This window comes from Pelomonas margarita, from assembly GCF_043555875.1.
Lineage (GTDB): Bacteria > Pseudomonadota > Gammaproteobacteria > Burkholderiales > Burkholderiaceae_C > Pelomonas > Pelomonas margarita.
This window is the reverse complement of the sequence record NZ_JBIGHW010000002.1, coordinates 97,067-113,879: the sequence shown is the minus strand read 5'-3', so window position 1 is coordinate 113,879 and position 16,813 is coordinate 97,067. Positions and strand designations below refer to the sequence as shown.

The following is a 16,813-nucleotide window of genomic DNA, read 5'->3' as shown; positions in this document are numbered from 1 at the left end:
CCCTGAGCCGCGCGGCGCTCAGGCGCCGGGCCAGCCGCCGCCCAGCGCGCGGATCAGCCCTATCGTCGCCTGGTACTGCGCCGAGCGCACCTGCAACGCGGCGCGCCGGTTGGCCAGCTCGCTGCGGCGGGCGTCCAGCAGCTCCAACTGGCTGACGAGGCCGTTGCGGTAGCGTGTGTCCGACAGCTTGAGCGCCTGGCCAGCCGCGGCCACGGCGCGGGCATTGGCGTTGCCTTGTGCCTGCAGCAGCGCCAGCGCGCCGAGCTGGTCTTCCACGTCCTTCAGCGCCAGCAGGAACTGCTCGCGGAACGCGATGGCGCTGCCCTGCAACGCCGCCTGCGCCGCGTTGACGCCGGCTTCACGGCGGCCACCGTCGAAGATCGGCAGCGCGGCCAGCAGGCCCACGCCCCAGGTGCTGGCGCCGCTCTTCAGCAGGTCGGACAACTCGCCGGACACGCCGCCGCCTTGCGCCGTCAGTGACAGGCTGGGCCACCAGGCGGCCTGCGCTACGCCGACGCGGGCCTGCGCTGCCTGCAACTGGCTGCGCGCGGCGGCCAGGTCGGGGCGGCGCTGCAGCAGTTCAGATGGCAGGCCGGCGGGCACGGCGGGCAGCGCGGTCGCCCAGGTCGCCGGTGCCAGGCGGAAGCTGGACGCTGGTTCGCCCAGTAGCACGGCCAGCGCCGTCTCCAGCTCGACGCGGCGGCGGTCCAGCGCCAGCGCTTCAGCCTCGTTGGCGGCCAGCTCGGCGCGCACGCGGGCCAGGTCCAGGTCGGCCACATCGCCGGCGCGGGCGCGCTTCTCCGTCAGCGCCAGCGTCTCGGCGTAGGCTGAGACGGTGCCCTGCACGAGGTCGCGCTCGGCGTCCAGTGCGCGCAGCGCCAGATACCCGCGCGCCACGTTAGCCTGCACCAGCAGGCGCGCGTCGGCCAGCAACTGCTCGCGGGCCAGCACATCCAGCGCGGCGGCGTTGCGCTCATGCAGCAGGCGGCCGCCGAGGTCCAGCTCGTAGGCCAGGTTGAGTCCGGCGCTGTACTGCGTGGCGCCTGGCGCACCCGGCGTGAGCGTGTTGCGGCCGGCGCCGGCGGAGGCGCCGAGTTGCGGCAGGCGCGCGGCCTGGGCCGAGCCCAGCGAAGCGCGGGCCTGCGACAGGCGGTTGGCGGCCAGCTGCACGCTGGTGTTGGCCGCCATCGCGCGGCCGACGAGCTCGTCCAGCACGGGGTCGGCAAACGGCTGCCACCAGCTGGCGGTCAGCGCAGGCGCGGCGTTCGCGACCGTCTTGTAGGCGGCGGGTGCCTGCGGCAGCTGGGCGGGGTCCACCGAGCCGATCGAGGCGCAGCCCGCCAGCAGCAGCGCTGCGAAAAGTGGGGTCAGGGTCAATTTCATGATGATCACTTGCCTCGTTGCGGCAGGGCGTCGGCCACAGGCGCGACGTGCTGCGTGGGACTTTCAGAAGCAGCCGGTGCCGCCACCTGGCCACCGTGGTGGCGCAGAGGGGCGTTGCCCGTCAGGCGGCGGAGGATGACGTAGAACAGCGGCGTCAGGAACAGGCCGAAGAAGGTCACGCCGATCATTCCGGCAAACACCGCCACGCCCATGGCTTGGCGCATCTCGGCGCCGGCGCCGGTGCTGAGCACCAGCGGCAGCACGCCCATGACGAAGGCCATCGACGTCATCAGGATGGGCCGCAGCCGCAGGCGCGCCGCCTCCAGCGCTGCCTGCACCGGGGTGCGGCCGGCGAACTCCAGCTCGCGGGCGAACTCGACGATGAGGATGGCGTTCTTCGCACTCAGGCCCACCAGCACGATGAGGCCGATCTGCGTGAAGACGTTGTTGTCGCCACCGTCCAGCCACACACCCGCCATCGCCGCCAGCAGGCCCATGGGCACGATGAGCAGGATGGCGATGGGCAGCGTCAGGCTCTCGTACTGCGCGGCCAGCACCAGGAAGACCAGCAGGATGGCCAGCGGGAACACCCAGGCCGCCGAGTTGCCAGCGATCTTTTCCTGGTATGTCAGGTCGGTCCATTCGAAGCTGATGCCTGGCGGCAGCGTCTCGGCGGCGAGGCGCTCCACGGCGGCCTGGGCCTGGCCCGACGAGAAGCCGGGCGCGGCGCCGCCGTTGATGTCGGCGGACAGGAAACCGTTGTAGCGCATGGCACGTTCCGGCCCGAAGCTGGGCTGCACCTTCATCAGTGCGGACAGCGGCACCATCTCGCCCGACGACGAGCGCACTTTCAGCGCACCGATGTCTTCGGCACGGGCGCGGTAGGCGGCGTCCGCCTGGACGCGGACCGAGTAGGTGCGGCCGAACTTGTTGAAGTCGTTGACGTACAGGCTGCCAAGGTAGATCTGCATGGTCTCGAACACGTCGGTCACGGCCACGTCGAGTTGACGGGCGCGGGTGCGGTCCAGGTCAGCGAACAGCTGCGGCACGTTGACCTGGTAGCTGGAGAACAGGCCCGCCAGCTCCGGTGTCTTGTAGGCCTTGGCCATGAAGGCCTTGAGCGCGGCGTCCAGCGCCTCGTAACCCAGGCCGCCGCGGTCCTGCAGCTGCAGCTTGAAGCCGCCGGTGGTGCCCAGGCCCTGCACGGGCGGTGGCGGGAACATGACGATGAAGGCGTCCTCCACCGCGCCGTATTGCGCGTTCAGCTTGCCAGCGATGGCGCCCGCCGACAGCTCGGGCGTGCGGCGCTCGTCGAAGGGCTTGAGCGTCGCGAACACGATGCCCGAGCTGGCGCTGTTGGTGAAGCCGTTGATGGACAAGCCGGGGAAGGCAACCGCGTGCTCCACGCCCGGCGTCTTGAGCGTGATGTCGGTCATGCGGCGGATGACGTCCTCGGTGCGGTCCAGCGTGGCGCCATCAGGCAGCTGCGCGAAGCCGATCAGGTACTGCTTGTCCTGGCCGGGCACGAAGCCGCCGGGCACGGCCTTGAACAGGCCCGCTGTGGCCGCCACGAGGCCCAGGTAGATCACCATCATCAGCGCCTTGCGCGACATCAGCGTCTTCACGCCGCTGCCGTACCTGTCGGCGCTGCGCGTGAACAGCCGGTTGAAGCGCGCGAAGAAGCCGCCCAGCACGCGGTCCATGCCGCGGGTCAGCGCATCCTTGGGGGCCTGGTGGTCCTTCAACAGCAGCGCGGCCAGCGCGGGCGACAGCGTCAGCGAGTTGATCGCCGAGATCACCGTCGAGATCGCGATGGTCAGCGCGAACTGCTTGTAGAACTGGCCCGTCAGGCCGGTGATGAAGGCCAGCGGTACGAACACGGCGATCAGCACCAGCGCGATGGCGATGATGGGGCCCGAGACCTCGCGCATGGCCTGGTAGGTCGCGTCGCGCGGGCTCAGGCCGGCCGCGATGTTGCGCTCCACGTTCTCCACCACGACGATGGCGTCGTCCACGACGATGCCGATGGCCAGCACCAGGCCAAACAGGCTCAAGGCGTTGATCGAGAAGCCGAAGCCATGCATCACCGCGAAGGTGCCGACGATGGACACCGGCACGGCCAGCAGCGGGATGATGGAAGCGCGCCAGGTCTGCAGGAACAGGATGACGACCAGCACCACCAGCGCGACGGCTTCCAGCAGCGTGTGTATGACGGACTCGATGGAGGCTCGGACGAACTGCGTCGGGTCGTAGACGATGGTGTAGTCCACGCCCTCGGGCATGGCGGCCTTCAGATCGGCCATCGTGGCGCGCACGTTGGCCGAGATGTCCAGCGCATTGCCGCCCGGGGCCTGGAAGATGGGCACAGCGACGGCGGACTTGTTGTCCAGCAGCGAACGCAGCGCGTACTCGGACGCGCCCAGCTCCAGCCGGCCCAGGTCACGCAGCCGCGTGACGGCGCCTCCTGAACCGGTCTTCACGATGATGTCGCCGAACTCCTCGACCGACTGCAGCCGGCCCTGCGCGTTGACGGACAGCTGCAGGTCCACGCCCGCCAGGCCCGGCGACGCGCCGACGACGCCGGCCGCGGCCTGCACGTTCTGGCCGCGGATGGCGGTGACGACGTCGCTGGCCGACAGGCCGTGCTCGGCCACCTTCTGTGGGTCCAGCCAGATGCGCATCGAGTAGTCGCCCGCACCGAACAACTGCACTTGGCCGACGCCCTGGATGCGCGCCAGGCGGTCCTTGACGTTGAGCAGCGCGTAGTTGCGCAGATAGGTCATGTCGTAGCGGTCGTTGGGCGAGGTCAGGTGCACGACCATGGTCAGGTCGGGGCTGCTCTTGACCGTCGTCACGCCCAGGCGCTTGACCTCCTCTGGCAGCCGCGCCTCGGCCTGGCTGACGCGGTTCTGCACCAGCTGTTGGGCCTTGTCGGGGTCGGTGCCGAGCTTGAAGCTGACGGTCAGCGTCATCAGGCCGTCCGTCGTCGCCTGGCTGCCCATGTAGAGCATGTCCTCGACGCCGTTGATGGCCTCCTCGAGCGGTGTGGCCACCGTCTCGGCGATGACCTTGGGGTTGGCGCCGGGGTACTGGGCGCGCACGACGACCGACGGCGGCACGACGTCGGGGTATTCCGAGATCGGCAGCGCGCGGATCGACAGCAGGCCGCCGATGAAGATCAGCAGCGACAGCACGCCCGCAAAGATCGGGCGGTCGATGAAGAATTTGGAGAGATTCATTGAGGTTGTCCTTCCTGGACTGCGACGCCGCTAGGCCGTCGCAAGGTCGAGCGACAGCCGTGGATCCGGCTTTGCCGGTCCACTGGCTGTGCCCCCTTGAGGGGGCGCGCGAAGCGCGTAGGGGGTGGGCTAAATCTTTGCGCTCAGTTCCGGTTTGGCGTCCATCGCGACGTCCTTGGGCGCGAGGACCGAGCCCGGTCGCACGCGCTGCACGCCGCCGACGACGATGCGCTCGCCACCCTGCAGGCCCGAGGTCACGACGCGCAGGCCGTTCACGCTGGCGCCCAGCGTCACGGGGCGCCATTCAGCCTGGTTGCCAGTGCCGACGACGATGACATAACGCTTGTCCTGGTCGGTGCCAACGGCGCGCTCGTTGACGAGCAGGGCCGCCTCGTGGCGGGCCTGCCCGAGGCGCAGCTTGGCGAACTGGCCCGGGATCAGCGCGCCGTCCTTGTTGTCGAACTGGGCGCGCACGCGCAGCGTGCCGCTCTTGGCGTCCACCTGGTTGTCCACCAGCTGAAGGCGGCCGGTCGTGGCCTTGTCGCTGCCCGCCAGCATCTCGACGGGGATGCGTTCCAGGCCGCGGCGTTCGGCCGCACCGCCAGGCAGCGTGGCCAACGCGTCGCGCACGACCTTCTCGTCGGCGTCGAAGCTGGCGTAGATGGGGCTCACCGACACCAGCGTCGTCAGCACCGGCGCGCCCGCGCCCGCGGCGACGAGGTTGCCCGTCGTCACCTCGACCTTGCCGACGCGGCCGGCCACCGGCGCGCGCACCTGGGTGTAGCCCAGGTTCAGCTGGGCCGACTGCAGCGCGGCCTGCGCGGCGCGCAGGTTGGCGGCGGCCTCGCGGGCGGCGTTGTCTTTCTCGTCGAACTCGCGCTTGGCGACGGCGCGGTCGTCCCACAGCGACTTGGCGCGCTGCGCCTCGCTCTGCGAGTAGGTCACGCGGGCCTGCGCGGCGGCAACCTGGGCTTCGACGCGCGCGACTTCGGCCTGGTAGGGCGCGGGGTCGATGGTGACGAGCAGGTCACCGGCCTTCACGAGGCTGCCCTCGCGGAAGTGCACGGCCTGCACGGCGCCCGATACGCGGGCCCGCACGTCCACGCGCTCCACGGCCTCCAGGCGGCCGGAGAACTCGTTCCAGGCGGCCACGTCCCGGCGGACGACCTGGGCCACGGACACCGGCGTGGCCGGTGGCGCCGTGGGGGCAGCGTCGGCCTGGGCTGGACTGGCGCCGAATTGCGCGATGCCGATGGCGCCGAGCGCGACGACGGCCGCCGCGCCGGCGATCAGGCCGACGCGACGGTTGAAGGGGGTGAGGGTGGGCATTTGTTGTTCTCCGAATAATCGACCGGGCAGGAATCAGGCGGGCAGGGACAAGGCGCGGCGTGCGGCCTCGCGCAGGAACTCGTGGATGGGGTGGTGCGCATGCCCGGCGTCCAGCGCCGGCAGCGCCAGGTCTTGCGCGGGGCTGCCGTGGGCGCGCAGCGCGGCGGCATAGCGGCTGGCCTCGTCATGGAGCGGGTGGCCGGCCACGCTGAGCACCAGCGCGGGGGCCAGGCCCGCCAGGCGGCGGGCGTTCAGCGGCACGGCGTAGGGGTGGTCGGCGTGGGCGCAGCGGCCGAGGTAGGCCTGCCAGCCCTTGGCGTAGAGGCAGCTGCTGCTGCCGCATTCGCCCTGGCGCATGGAGCGGCTGCCCAGCGCCGGGTCCAGCATGGGCGACAGCAGCAGCTGGCCGGCGAGCGCGGGGGCGTGCTGGTCGCGCGTCATCAGCGCCAGCGCTGCGGCGAGGTTGCCGCCGGCCTCCTCGCCGCCGACGAGCAGCGCGGTGTGCACCGAGCCGGTCAGGCCGGCGGGCCGGGCCGCCAGCGCCTGCAGCGCCAGGAAGGCGGCGTCCAGGCCGGCGGGGAAGGGGTGCTCGGGGGCCAGCGGGTAGTCCAGCGCCACCACGTCGGCGCCGGCCTCGGCCAGCATCGCGCAGCGCGCCCGGGCCTGCGCCGCCGAGCCGTCGTTGAAGCAGCCGCCGTGCAGCCACAGCAGCAGGGCATGGCGCTCTTCGCCCAGCGGGCGCCGGGCCGGGTAGACCTGCGCCGGCAGGCCCGGCAGCGGGCCCAGGCGCACGGTGGCAGTAGTGGCGTGCTTGTCCATGGCCTGAACGATAGAGATTGACGCCTTAGGGATAAACGGCCGAAGAACGGACTCACTTTTCCTCTCCGTGGAACAATCTGCGCATCCCTGCCAGCCCTGGGGCCTTTGCGCCCGCCGATCTGCCCATGGACCGACTCCAAGCCATGCAAGCCTATGTCCGTGTCGTCGAGGCCGGCACCTTCACCAAGGCTGCCGATTCGCTGGACCTGCCCAAGGCTACGGTCACGCGGTTGATCCAGACGCTGGAAACCCACCTGCGCACCAAGCTGCTGAACCGCACGACGCGGCGCGTGACGGTGACGCCCGATGGTGCGGCCTACTACGAGCGCGCTACGCGCCTGCTGGGCGACCTGGAGGAGCTGGAAGGCAGCATGAACCAGGCGCGCATGACGCCGCGCGGCCGCATCCGGGTCGACGTGCCCGGCGTCGTGGGCCGCGAGATGATCATTCCGCACCTGCCGGACTTCTACGCGCGCTACCCGGACATCCAGATCGAGATGGGCGTCAGCGACCGTATGGTGGACCTCATCAGCGACAACATCGACTGCGTGATCCGTGGCGGCGAGCTGACCGACCAGAGCCTGGTGGCGCGGCGCATCGGCGAGTTCCACTTCGTGACCGCCGCGACGCCGGAGTACCTGCGCCGCCATGGCATGCCTACCCACCCGCTGCAATTGACGCAGCCGCCGCACCGCATGGTGGGCTACTTTTCGGCGCGCTCGGGCAAGGTGATGTCCGACGTGTTCAAGCGCGGCGACGAGGTGGTGGAGGTGGTGGGCAACCACGTCATTGCGGTCAATGACGCGAACGCCTACCTGAACGCCGGCCTGGCCCACCTGGGCGTGGTGCAGGTGACCTGCTTCATGGCCGCACCGCTGCTGAAGAGCGGCGGCCTTGTGCGGCTGCTGGAGGACTGGACCGTGGACGCGATTCCCGTCTACGTCGTCTACCCGCCCAACCGCCACCTCAGCAGCAAGCTGCGGGTGTTCGTGGACTGGGTCGTGGAGCTGCTGGGCAGCCAGAGCACGGCGGGCCTGAAGGTGCGCTGTGCGCTGAGCTGACGCAGGCCCTCAGGCCTCATCGGCAGCGGTGTTGGCCGTCAGCACGGGAGGGTTGAACTCTTCGCTGGCGGGCACTGGCGCATTGATCGCCAGCATCAAACCCGCTGCCAGCGCCGCAACGGCCGTGGCGGCGGTGATCAGCGTGGACAGGGAACGGGTGGCCATCGTGACTCTCCTGGTTGGGCACACCGAGGTCGGTGTGCGCCGTGGATGGTCACTGTAGAAACTTGGGCCCGAATGAGTAAGCCCGTCAGATAGAACGGCGAGTTGCTGCTGGCGCAACAATCAACCGTCGTCAGGCCCTGCGCAGCGCGCCCCGCCCGCGTTCCTCCAGCCAGGCCTTGGCCGTCGAGAAATGACCGCAGCCGATGAAGGGCCGCGGCGGCTTCAGGGCCGACAGCGGCGACGGGTGGTTGGCCTTCAGCACGAGGTGATCCTGGCCGGCGGCCTCGATCAGCGGCGCCTTGGCCTGGGCGTAGTTGCCCCACAGCATGAAGACCTTGGGTGCCGGGTCCTGGGCGGCCGCGCGGATGAGGGCGTCGGTCAGCACCTCCCAGCCCTTGCCGGCGTGGCTGGCGGCCTGGCCGTCCTCCACGGTCAGCACGGCATTCAGCAGCAGCGTGCCGCCTTCGGCCCAGCGCACCAGGCTGCCGGTGGGGGGGAAGGGCTTGCCGAGGTCGCGCTGGATCTCCTTGAAGATGTTGCGCAGGCTGGGCGGGAAGGGCATGCCCTCGGGCACGCTGAACGACAGGCCCTCGGCCTGGCCGGGCCCGTGGTACGGGTCCTGGCCGAGGATGACGACGCGTGTCTGCGACAGCGGCGTCAGCGTCAACGCGCGCAGCGGCTCGGGTGGGTAGATGGTGGCGCCGGCCGCATGGCGCTCGGCCAAGTAGGCCAGCAGTTTCTGGCCGACGGGGCTGGCGGCCCAGGCGTCGACGACGGGCCGCCAGTCGGTGTCGGGCAGGTTCAGCGGGAAGTTCATCCGAACAAGTTTGCCAGTGCAGCACCCGGGTCGGGCGCGCGCATGAAGGCCTCGCCGACCAGGAAGGCGTTCACGTTCGCGTCCCGCATGCGCTTCACGTCGGCCGCGCCGAGGATGCCGCTTTCCGTCACCAACAGGCGGTCGGCCGGCACGCGCGGCAGCAGGCCCAGCGTGGTGTCCAGCGTCACGTCGAAGGTGCGCAGGTTGCGGTTGTTGATGCCCACCAGCGGCGTCTTGAGCGTCAGCGCGCGGTCTAGCTCGTCGCCGTCGTGCACCTCCACCAGCACGTCCAGCCCGATGGCGTGGGCGGCGGCTTCGAGGTCGGCCATCTGCGAGTCGGCCAGACAGGCCGCGATCAGCAGGATGCAGTCGGCGCCCATCGCACCGGCGTCCATGACCTGGTATTCGTCGACGATGAAGTCCTTGCGGATGACGGGCAGCTCGCAAGCGGCACGGGCGGCCTGCAGATAGGGCACCGCGCCCTGGAAGAAACGCTCGTCCGTCAGCACGGATAGGCAGGCGGCGCCGTGGCGGGCGTAGCTTTCGGCGATGGCCGCGGGCTGGAAGTCGGCGCGGATCACGCCCTTGCTGGGGCTGGCCTTCTTGATCTCGGCGATGACGGCGGGCAGGCCGGTGGCGATCTTGGCGCGCAGTGCGCGTTCAAAGCCGCGTTGCTCGCCGCGCCGGCCTTCCGCTTCTTCGCGCAGCGAGGCCAGCGAGCGCTTGGTCTTGGCGGCAGCGATCTCTTCCCACTTGACCTCGACGATCTTGTTCAGGATGTCGACGCTCATGCTGCGGCTCCCAGGCCCTGCGTGGTTTTCACAAAGGCGTCTAGCTTGGCACGCGCAGCGCCGCTGTCCAGCGCCTGGCGGGCGCGGGCGATGCCGTCGGTAATGCTGGCCGCCACGTTGGCGGCGTACAGCGTGGCGCCGGCGTTCAGCAGCACGATGTCGCGGGCCGGGCCAGTCTGGCCGTCCAGCACGCCGACCAGCATCTGGCGCGACTGCTCCGGGCCTTCCACCTTGAGGCTGCGGTTGCTGGCCATCGAAAAGCCGAAGTCCTCGGGGTGCACCTCGTACTCGCGGATGGCGCCGTCCTTCAGCTCGCCCACCAGCGTCGTCGCGCCCAGCGAGATCTCGTCCATGCCGTCCTTGCCGTAGACGACCAGCGCATGCTCGGCGCCCAGGCGCTGCAGCACGCGCACCTGGATGCCCACCAGGTCCGGGTGGAACACGCCCATCAGGATGTTGGGTGCGCCGGCCGGGTTGGTCAGCGGACCCAGGATGTTGAAGATGGTGCGCACACCCAGCTCGCGGCGCACCGGCGCGATGTTCTTCATCGCCGGGTGGTGGTTGGGCGCGAACATGAAGCCGATGTCGCACTCGGCGACGGAGGCGGCCACCTGGCGTGGCGTTAGCTGGATGTTGGCGCCCAGCGCCTCCAGCACGTCGGCACTGCCAGTCTTGCTGCTGACGCTGCGGTTGCCATGCTTGGCCACCTGCGCGCCCGCGGCGGCGGCGACGAACATCGAGCAGGTCGAGATGTTGAAGCTGTGCGCGCCGTCGCCGCCGGTGCCGACAACGTCGACGAGGTGGGGCTGCGGGCCTAGCGGTACCTTGTTGCTCAGCTCGCGCATCACTTGCGCGGCGGCGGTGATCTCGCCGATGGTTTCCTTCTTCACGCGCAGGCCGGTCAGCAGCGCGGCGGCCATGACCGGCGACATCTCGGCAGCCATGATGCGGCGCATCAGCGTCAGCATCTCGTCGTGGAAGATCTCGCGGTGCTCGATGACGCGGGTGAGGGCTTCGGTGTCGGTGATCGGCATGGCTCAGCTCTTGAAGAAGTCCGCCGCAGCGGCGATGGCGTGGTCGATGCCGGCGGCATCGACGTCCAGGTGGGTCACGAAGCGCAGGCCGATGAGGCCGGTGGCCAGCACGCCGCGCGCCTGCAGGTGCACCAGCAGGGCCGGGCCGCGGCCGTCGGCCACCTGCACGAAAACGATATTGGTCTGCGGTGGCGTGACCGTGACACCCGGCAGCGCCGCCAGGCCCGTGGCCAGGCGCCGGGCCAGCGCATGGTCATCGGCGAGGCGGTCGACGTGGTGGGTCAGCGCGTGGTCCGCGGCAGCAGCCATCAGGCCCACCTGGCGCATGCCGCCGCCCACCATCTTGCGGACCCGGCGCGCCTGGGCGACGAGCGCGGCCGAGCCCACCAGCATGGAGCCCACGGGCGCGCCCAGCCCCTTGCTGAAGCAGACTGACACCGAGTCGAACGGCTCGGCCAGCGCGGCCACCGTGCGGCCCGTGACCACGGCGGCGTTGAAGAGCCGGGCGCCGTCCAGGTGCGTGGCCAGACCGCGCGAGCGGGCCAGGTCGCAGGCGGCCTCGGCATAGCCGGCGGGCAGCACGTTGCCGTTCCAGGTGTTTTCCAGCGCCAGCAGCCGCGTGCGGGCGAAGTGCGGGTCGTCTGGTTTGATGGCGGCGGCGATGTCGTCCAGCGAGATCGTGCCGTCGGGCTGGTTGGGTAGCGGTTGCGGCTGGATGCTGCCCAGCACGGCCGCACCGCCGCCTTCGTAGCGGTAGGTGTGGGCCAGCTGGCCGACGATGTACTCGTCGCCCCGGCCGCAGTGCGCCAGCAACCCGCACAAATTGCTCTGCGTGCCGCTGGGCATGAAGAGCGCAGCTTGCTTGCCGAGCAGCGCGGCCACGCGCTCCTGCAGCGCGTTGACGGTGGGGTCGTCGCCGAAGACGTCATCACCCACCGCCGCGCGCGCGATGGCCTCGCGCATCGCCGCCGTGGGCTTCGTGACGGTGTCGCTGCGCAGGTCCACCACGGCGCCTCGGGCGCTTGCGCCGGACGAGGGCGCGTAGTCGCTCACGGCTTCAGCTCAAGGAAGTTGCGCAGCATCGCGTGGCCATGCTCGCTGAGTATGGACTCGGGATGGAACTGCACGCCTTCGCAGGGCGTGGCCGTGCCGGCCAGCGCGCGGTGGCGCACGCCCATGATCTCGCCGTCCTCGCTGCGCGCGGTGATCTCCAGCACCTCGGGGCAGGTGGCTTCCTCGATGACCAGCGAGTGATAGCGGATCACTGAGAAGCTCTGCGGCAGGCCGCTGAACACGCCGCGCTGGTCGGTCGTGATGGTGCTGGCCTTGCCATGCATCTGGCGCTGCGCACGGATGATCCTGCCGCCCAGCGCCTGGCCCATGGACTGGTGGCCCAGACACACGCCCAGCAGCGGCTTCTTGCCGATGAAGTGCTGGATGGCCTCCACGCACACGCCCGCCTCGTTGGGCGTGCAGGGGCCGGGGGAGAAGACGATGTGGTCGGGGTTCAGCGCGGCCATCTCGGCCACGGTGATCTCGTCGTTGCGCACCACGGTCACGTCTGCGCCCAGCTCACCGAAGTACTGGACGATATTGAACGTGAAGCTGTCGTAGTTGTCGATCATCAGCAGCATGTGGCCTCCCGCCGGACCGCCCCAAGGGAGGCCGCGCCCCCTCGGGGGGCAGTGAACGAAGTGAGCGTGGGTGTCATCAAAAGCCCTCCTCGACGAGTTCAGCTGCACGGAGCAGCGCCCTTGCTTTGGCCTCGGTTTCTTGCCACTCCAGTTCAGGCACCGAATCCGCCACGATGCCAGCCGCCGCCTGCACGTAAAGCGTGCCGTCCTTGACGATGCCGGTGCGGATGGCGATGGCCAGGTCCATGTCGCCGGCAAAGCTGAGGTAGCCGCAGGCGCCGCCGTAGATGCCGCGCTGCACGGGCTCCAGCTCGTCGATGAGCTCCATCGCGCGCACCTTGGGCGCGCCGCTGAGCGTGCCGGCGGGGAAGGTGGCCTTCAGCACGTCCAGTTGCCCCACCTCCGGCCGCAGCGTGCCCTCGACGTTGGAGACGATGTGCATGACGTGCGAGTAGCGCTCGACATCGAAGGCCTGCGTGACCTGCACGCTGCCTGTGCGGGCGATGCGACCGATGTCGTTGCGGGCCAGATCGATCAGCATCAGGTGCTCGGCCCGCTCTTTGGGGTCGGCCTTGAGCTCGGCCTCCAGCGCCACGTCGCGCTCCGGCGTGGCGCCGCGCGGGCGGGTGCCGGCCAGCGGCCGGATGGTGGCCTTGCGGGACCCGTCGGCCGCATGCTCCTCGCGCACCAGGATCTCGGGGCTGGCGCCCACGACCTGGAAGTCGCCGAAGTCGTAGAAGTACATGTAGGGGCTGGGGTTCAGCGCCCGCAGCGCCCGGTACAGCGCGATGGGCTCGGCCTTGAACGGCTTGGCCAGGCGCTGGCCGATGACGACCTGCATCAGGTCGCCCGCGGCGATGTATTCCTTGGCTCGCTCCACGGCGGCCATCAGCTCGGCCTTGGAGAAATCACGCTGCACCGGGTGCGATTCGCTGCGGTTCACGCGCGGCACGCTGACCGAGTAGTGCAGCTTGTCGCGCAGCTGCGTCAGCCGCTTGGTGGCGCGGAAGTAGGCCTCGGGCTGGCGCGGGTCAGCCCAGACGATGAGGTAGAGCCGCCCGGACAGGTTGTCGATGACGGCGACTTCCTCGCTCAGCAGCAGCAGGATGTCGGGCGTGCCCAGGCCGCCGGACTTTCGGGTCGCGGCCAGGCGCTTCTCGATGGCGCGCACGGCCTCGTAGCCGAAGTAGCCGGCCAGGCCGCCGCAGAAGCGCGGCAGGCCTGCGGGGATCTTGGGCTTGATGCGGTCCTGGTAGGCCGCGATGAAGTCCAGCGGGTTGCCCTCATGCGTCTCGACGACGGCGCCGTCGGTGACGACCTCGCACAGCGTGCCGGTGGCGCGGATCAGCGTGCGCGAGGGCAGGCCGATGAAGGAGTAGCGCCCGAAGCGCTCGCCGCCGACGACGCTCTCCAGCAGGAAGCTGTTGCGCCCGGGGCCTGCGCCGGCGCAGAGCTTGAGGTAGAGGGACAGCGGGGTTTCGAGATCCGCAAAGGCCTCGCTGATCAGCGGGATGCGGTTGTAGCCCTCGGCGGCGAGGCTCTGGAATTCCAGTTCAGTGATCACGACGTCAAACCTTGAAAAGACAGATTCAGGGCTTGGCGTGCAGCCCGGGGGAGATCGGGCAACGCAATGAAGAGCGCGTCAGGGCGCGCCAAGCGGCATCAGGCGGCAGTGAACCAGCGACGCCAGGGCCAGGCTCCCCGGTCGCTCGACCCCGTGATGTGCTTGCGCGTGATGAACATGGCGGTCAGTGTATCAGCGGGGTTTTTCGGCAGCCGGGCCATACTTCGGCTCACGGAGACGCCGCCATCGCGGCCAGACAACGGAGAAGAGACATGCGTGCATTCGTGGCTGCGGCCGTGTTGGCCGTCAGCAGCCTGAGCGGGATGAGTGCCTCGGCCCAGGCGGTCGAGGTCGGCAACGTGAAGTACGAGTCGGCGGTGGACCTGGCCGGCCAGAAGCTGCAGCTCAACGGCGCCGGCATCCGCTACAAGTTTGTCGTCAAGGTCTACACGGCCGGCCTGTACCTGACCACCAAGGCCGGCACGACCGCCGAGGTGCTGGCCGCGCCCGGCCCCAAGCGCATCCACATCAGCATGCTGCGCGACATCGATGGCAACGAGCTGGGCAAGCTGTTCACCAAGGGCATGGAGGACAACGCGCCGCGCGAGGAGTTCGTCAAGTCCATCAACGGCGTGCTCAAGCTCAGCGAGATCTTCGCCAGCCGCAAGCAGCTGAACAACGGCGACAACTTCTCGGTGGACTACGTGCCCGGCCTGGGCTCCACCGTGCTCCTGAACGGCAAGGCCATCGGCGAGACCATCAAGGAGCCCGAGTTCTTCTCGGCGCTGCTGCGTATCTGGCTGGGCGACAAGCCGGCTGACAGCGGCCTGAAGGACGCGCTGCTGGGCGTCAAGAAGGGACGCCGCTGAACTGGATCCCCTCGCCCGGCCTGCCCCGCTGAACGCGGGCAGTCCGGGCGGCCCCCCGAGGGGGCGGCGATGCTCGCGGCATTGAGCCGCTCGCCCATCGCCCAGGCGGGCCGGCTTGGGAGCGGCCCGGCGCTCGGCCCGCAAGCCATCCACCTTGCATCAGCCAAGCTGAATTTCACCCAGGCGGCCCACGTGCTGTCGGGCCGCCACGGCGTGGATGTCCTCGCCGTGGTTGTAGCCATAGGTCACCAGCACCACGGGGCAGCCGGCGGCCTGCGCGGCCTCGGCGTCGTTGCGGGAGTCGCCGATCATCCACGTCGCTGACGGCGGCGTGCCCAGCGCCTCGCAGGTTTTGAGCAGCGGCAGCGGGTCGGGCTTCTTGCGCTCGAAGCTGTCGCCGCCGAAGACCTGGTCGAAGTAACCCGCCAGTCCCTTGCGCTGCAGCAGTTCGCGCGCCGGGGCGACCGGCTTGTTGGTCAGCACGGCCAGCGGCAGGCCGCGCGCGCGCAGCGCACCCAGCCCCTCGATGACGCCCGGGTAGACGGCCGCATGCTCGCCGTTCACGGCCGCGTAGTGCTGCTGGTACAGCGCCCAGGCGCGCTCGAACAGCGCCGGCGCGGCGCCCACATGCGCCAGCGTCTGGCGAACCAGGTTCTCGCCGCCGCGGCCGATGGTGTGCTCCACAAAGTCGCGGCCTACGGCCGGCAGACCCAGCTCAGCCAGCGTCAGGCCCAGCACAGCGACGAAGTCGCCCAGCGTGTCGACGAGGGTGCCGTCGAGGTCGAGGATGCAGGCTTGGGGTGTTGTGTGCGTCATGGCTTGATCAATCCGTCGGCCTTGAACATGGCCTTGATGCCGCGCACCGCCTGGCGGATGCGCGACTCGTTCTCAATGAGGGCGAAGCGCACATGGCCGTCGCCGTGGTCGCCGAAGCCGATGCCGGGCGACACGCAGACCTTGGCCTTCTCCAGCAGCTGGCGCGCGAACTCCAGCGAGCCCAGCTCACGGTAGGGCTCGGGGATGCGCGCCCAGATGTACATGCTGGCCTTGGGGCAGTCGACGGTCCAGCCTGCTTCGGTGAGGCCTTTGTAGAGCACGTCGCGGCGGCGCTGGTAGCTGGCGGCGATGTCCTTCACGCATTGCTGGTCTCCCTCCAGTGCGGCGATGGCCGCCACCTGCAGTGGCGTGAACGTGCCGTAGTCGTGATAGCTCTTGATGCGGGCCAGCGCGGCCACGAGGTCGGGGTTGCCGACCATGAAGCCGATGCGCCAGCCGGCCATGTTGTAGCTCTTGCTGAGCGTGAAGAACTCCACCGCGACGTCCTTGGCGCCGGGCACCTGCATGATGGATGGCGCCACAAAGCCGTCGAACACGATGTCGGCATAGGCGAGGTCGTGCACGACGAGGATGTCGTGCTTCTTGGCCAGCGCCACGACGCGCTCGAAGAAGCTGAGCTCCACGCACTGCGCCGTCGGGTTGGACGGGAAGCCGAACACCATCATCTTGGGCTTGGGGTAGCTGCCGCGGATGGTCTTCTCCAGCTCGGCGAAGAAGTCCACTTCGCTGCTGACCGGGATGGCCCGGATGTCGGCACCGGCGATGACGGCGCCGTAGATGTGGATGGGATAGCTGGGGTCGGGCACGAGCACGGTGTCGCCGCGGTCCAGCGTAGCCAGCATCAGGTGGGCCAGGCCTTCCTTCGACCCGATGGTGACGATGGCCTCGGTGTCGGGGTTGATGTCGACGCCGTAGCGGCGCTGATACCAGTGTGCAATGGCGCGGCGCAGGCGCGGGATGCCCTTGCTGGCCGAGTAGCCGTGGGTGTCGGGCCGCTGCGCGACCTCGGCGAGCTTGGCGACGATGTGCGGCGGCGTGGCCCCATCGGGGTTGCCCATGCTCATGTCGATGATGTCTTCCCCGCGTCGGCGGGCAGCCAGCTTGAGCTCGGCCGTGATGTTGAAGACGTAGGGCGGGAGGCGGTCGATGCGCGCGAAGCGGCGCTTGCCGCCGGAGGCGGAAGACGAAGAGGTCATGTCGATGTACGTAAGCGCCCGGAACCGTCCGAGCGACGTGACCGGGCCTGAGTGATCCGGTCGACAACATGGTAA

15 protein-coding genes are annotated in these 16,813 nt (G+C 69.6%); 2 read left to right on the top strand and 13 right to left on the bottom strand.

Going from position 1 to position 16,813, the window contains the following annotated elements; genetic code table 11:
- Positions 1 to 18: 18 nt before the first annotated feature.
- The 4 genes from ACG0Z3_RS04135 to ACG0Z3_RS04120 all read right to left on the bottom strand — a co-directional run bounded on the left by ACG0Z3_RS04135 (position 19) and on the right by ACG0Z3_RS04120 (position 6,770).
- Entirely contained in the window at positions 19 to 1,383 is a 1,365-nt protein-coding gene (locus ACG0Z3_RS04135; protein WP_394395571.1) for an efflux transporter outer membrane subunit, read from the bottom strand.
- 5 nt (positions 1,384 to 1,388) lie between these two features.
- The gene (locus ACG0Z3_RS04130; protein ID WP_394395570.1) at positions 1,389 to 4,622 is read right to left on the bottom strand and encodes an efflux RND transporter permease subunit; all 3,234 of its coding nucleotides are present in this window, start codon (positions 4,620 to 4,622) and stop codon (positions 1,389 to 1,391) included.
- A 129-nt stretch (positions 4,623 to 4,751) separates the two neighbouring features.
- Complete coding sequence (locus ACG0Z3_RS04125; protein ID WP_394395568.1) at positions 4,752 to 5,951, bottom strand: efflux RND transporter periplasmic adaptor subunit; 1,200 nt, start codon at positions 5,949 to 5,951, stop codon at positions 4,752 to 4,754.
- Positions 5,952 to 5,984: 33 nt separating this feature from the next.
- Positions 5,985 to 6,770: an alpha/beta hydrolase fold domain-containing protein gene (locus ACG0Z3_RS04120; protein WP_394395566.1), complete on the bottom strand. Its 786-nt coding sequence runs from the start codon at positions 6,768 to 6,770 to the stop codon at positions 5,985 to 5,987.
- A 125-nt stretch (positions 6,771 to 6,895) separates the two neighbouring features.
- Here ACG0Z3_RS04120 and ACG0Z3_RS04115 point away from each other — a divergent pair, with 125 nt between their 5' ends.
- Positions 6,896 to 7,831, top strand: a complete 936-nt coding sequence (locus ACG0Z3_RS04115; protein ID WP_394395564.1) for a LysR family transcriptional regulator — start codon at positions 6,896 to 6,898, stop codon at positions 7,829 to 7,831.
- Positions 7,832 to 7,840: 9 nt separating this feature from the next.
- Here the strand turns inward: ACG0Z3_RS04115 and ACG0Z3_RS04110 are convergent, their stop codons facing one another.
- From ACG0Z3_RS04110 to trpE, 7 genes are all read right to left on the bottom strand, one after another.
- Entirely contained in the window at positions 7,841 to 7,996 is a 156-nt protein-coding gene (locus ACG0Z3_RS04110; protein WP_394395563.1) for a hypothetical protein, read from the bottom strand.
- A gap of 130 nt (positions 7,997 to 8,126) precedes the next feature.
- Complete coding sequence (locus ACG0Z3_RS04105; RefSeq protein WP_394395562.1) at positions 8,127 to 8,813, bottom strand: uracil-DNA glycosylase; 687 nt, start codon at positions 8,811 to 8,813, stop codon at positions 8,127 to 8,129.
- The gene (gene trpC / locus ACG0Z3_RS04100; protein WP_394395560.1) at positions 8,810 to 9,604 is read right to left on the bottom strand and encodes an indole-3-glycerol phosphate synthase TrpC; all 795 of its coding nucleotides are present in this window, start codon (positions 9,602 to 9,604) and stop codon (positions 8,810 to 8,812) included. Before trpC ends, ACG0Z3_RS04105 begins: the two co-directional genes overlap by 4 nt.
- A complete protein-coding gene (gene trpD / locus ACG0Z3_RS04095) occupies positions 9,601 to 10,638 on the bottom strand; it encodes an anthranilate phosphoribosyltransferase (protein WP_394395559.1) in 1,038 nt (345 codons plus the stop codon). Before trpD ends, trpC begins: the two co-directional genes overlap by 4 nt.
- 3 nt (positions 10,639 to 10,641) lie before the next feature.
- A complete protein-coding gene (ltaE, locus tag ACG0Z3_RS04090) occupies positions 10,642 to 11,601 on the bottom strand; it encodes a low-specificity L-threonine aldolase (protein WP_394396248.1) in 960 nt (319 codons plus the stop codon).
- A gap of 86 nt (positions 11,602 to 11,687) precedes the next feature.
- On the bottom strand, positions 11,688 to 12,272 hold the full coding sequence (locus tag ACG0Z3_RS04085) for an anthranilate synthase component II (protein WP_394395558.1): 585 nt from the start codon (positions 12,270 to 12,272) through the stop codon (positions 11,688 to 11,690).
- Between the two features lie 76 nt (positions 12,273 to 12,348).
- Entirely contained in the window at positions 12,349 to 13,836 is a 1,488-nt protein-coding gene (gene trpE / locus ACG0Z3_RS04080; RefSeq protein ID WP_394395557.1) for an anthranilate synthase component I, read from the bottom strand.
- A 272-nt stretch (positions 13,837 to 14,108) separates the two neighbouring features.
- Between trpE and ACG0Z3_RS04075 the strand changes: the two genes are divergently transcribed.
- Positions 14,109 to 14,705, top strand: a complete 597-nt coding sequence (locus tag ACG0Z3_RS04075; protein WP_394395555.1) for a chalcone isomerase family protein — start codon at positions 14,109 to 14,111, stop codon at positions 14,703 to 14,705.
- A gap of 159 nt (positions 14,706 to 14,864) precedes the next feature.
- Here the strand turns inward: ACG0Z3_RS04075 and gph are convergent, their stop codons facing one another.
- Both gph and alaC read right to left on the bottom strand, forming a co-directional pair.
- Positions 14,865 to 15,521: a phosphoglycolate phosphatase gene (gene gph, locus ACG0Z3_RS04070; RefSeq protein WP_394395553.1), complete on the bottom strand. Its 657-nt coding sequence runs from the start codon at positions 15,519 to 15,521 to the stop codon at positions 14,865 to 14,867.
- Positions 15,518 to 16,738, bottom strand: coding sequence for an alanine transaminase (gene alaC / locus ACG0Z3_RS04065; RefSeq protein ID WP_394395552.1), 1,221 nt, complete (start codon positions 16,736 to 16,738; stop codon positions 15,518 to 15,520). The genes gph and alaC overlap by 4 nt, the downstream gene beginning before the upstream one ends.
- Positions 16,739 to 16,813: the final 75 nt, after the last annotated feature.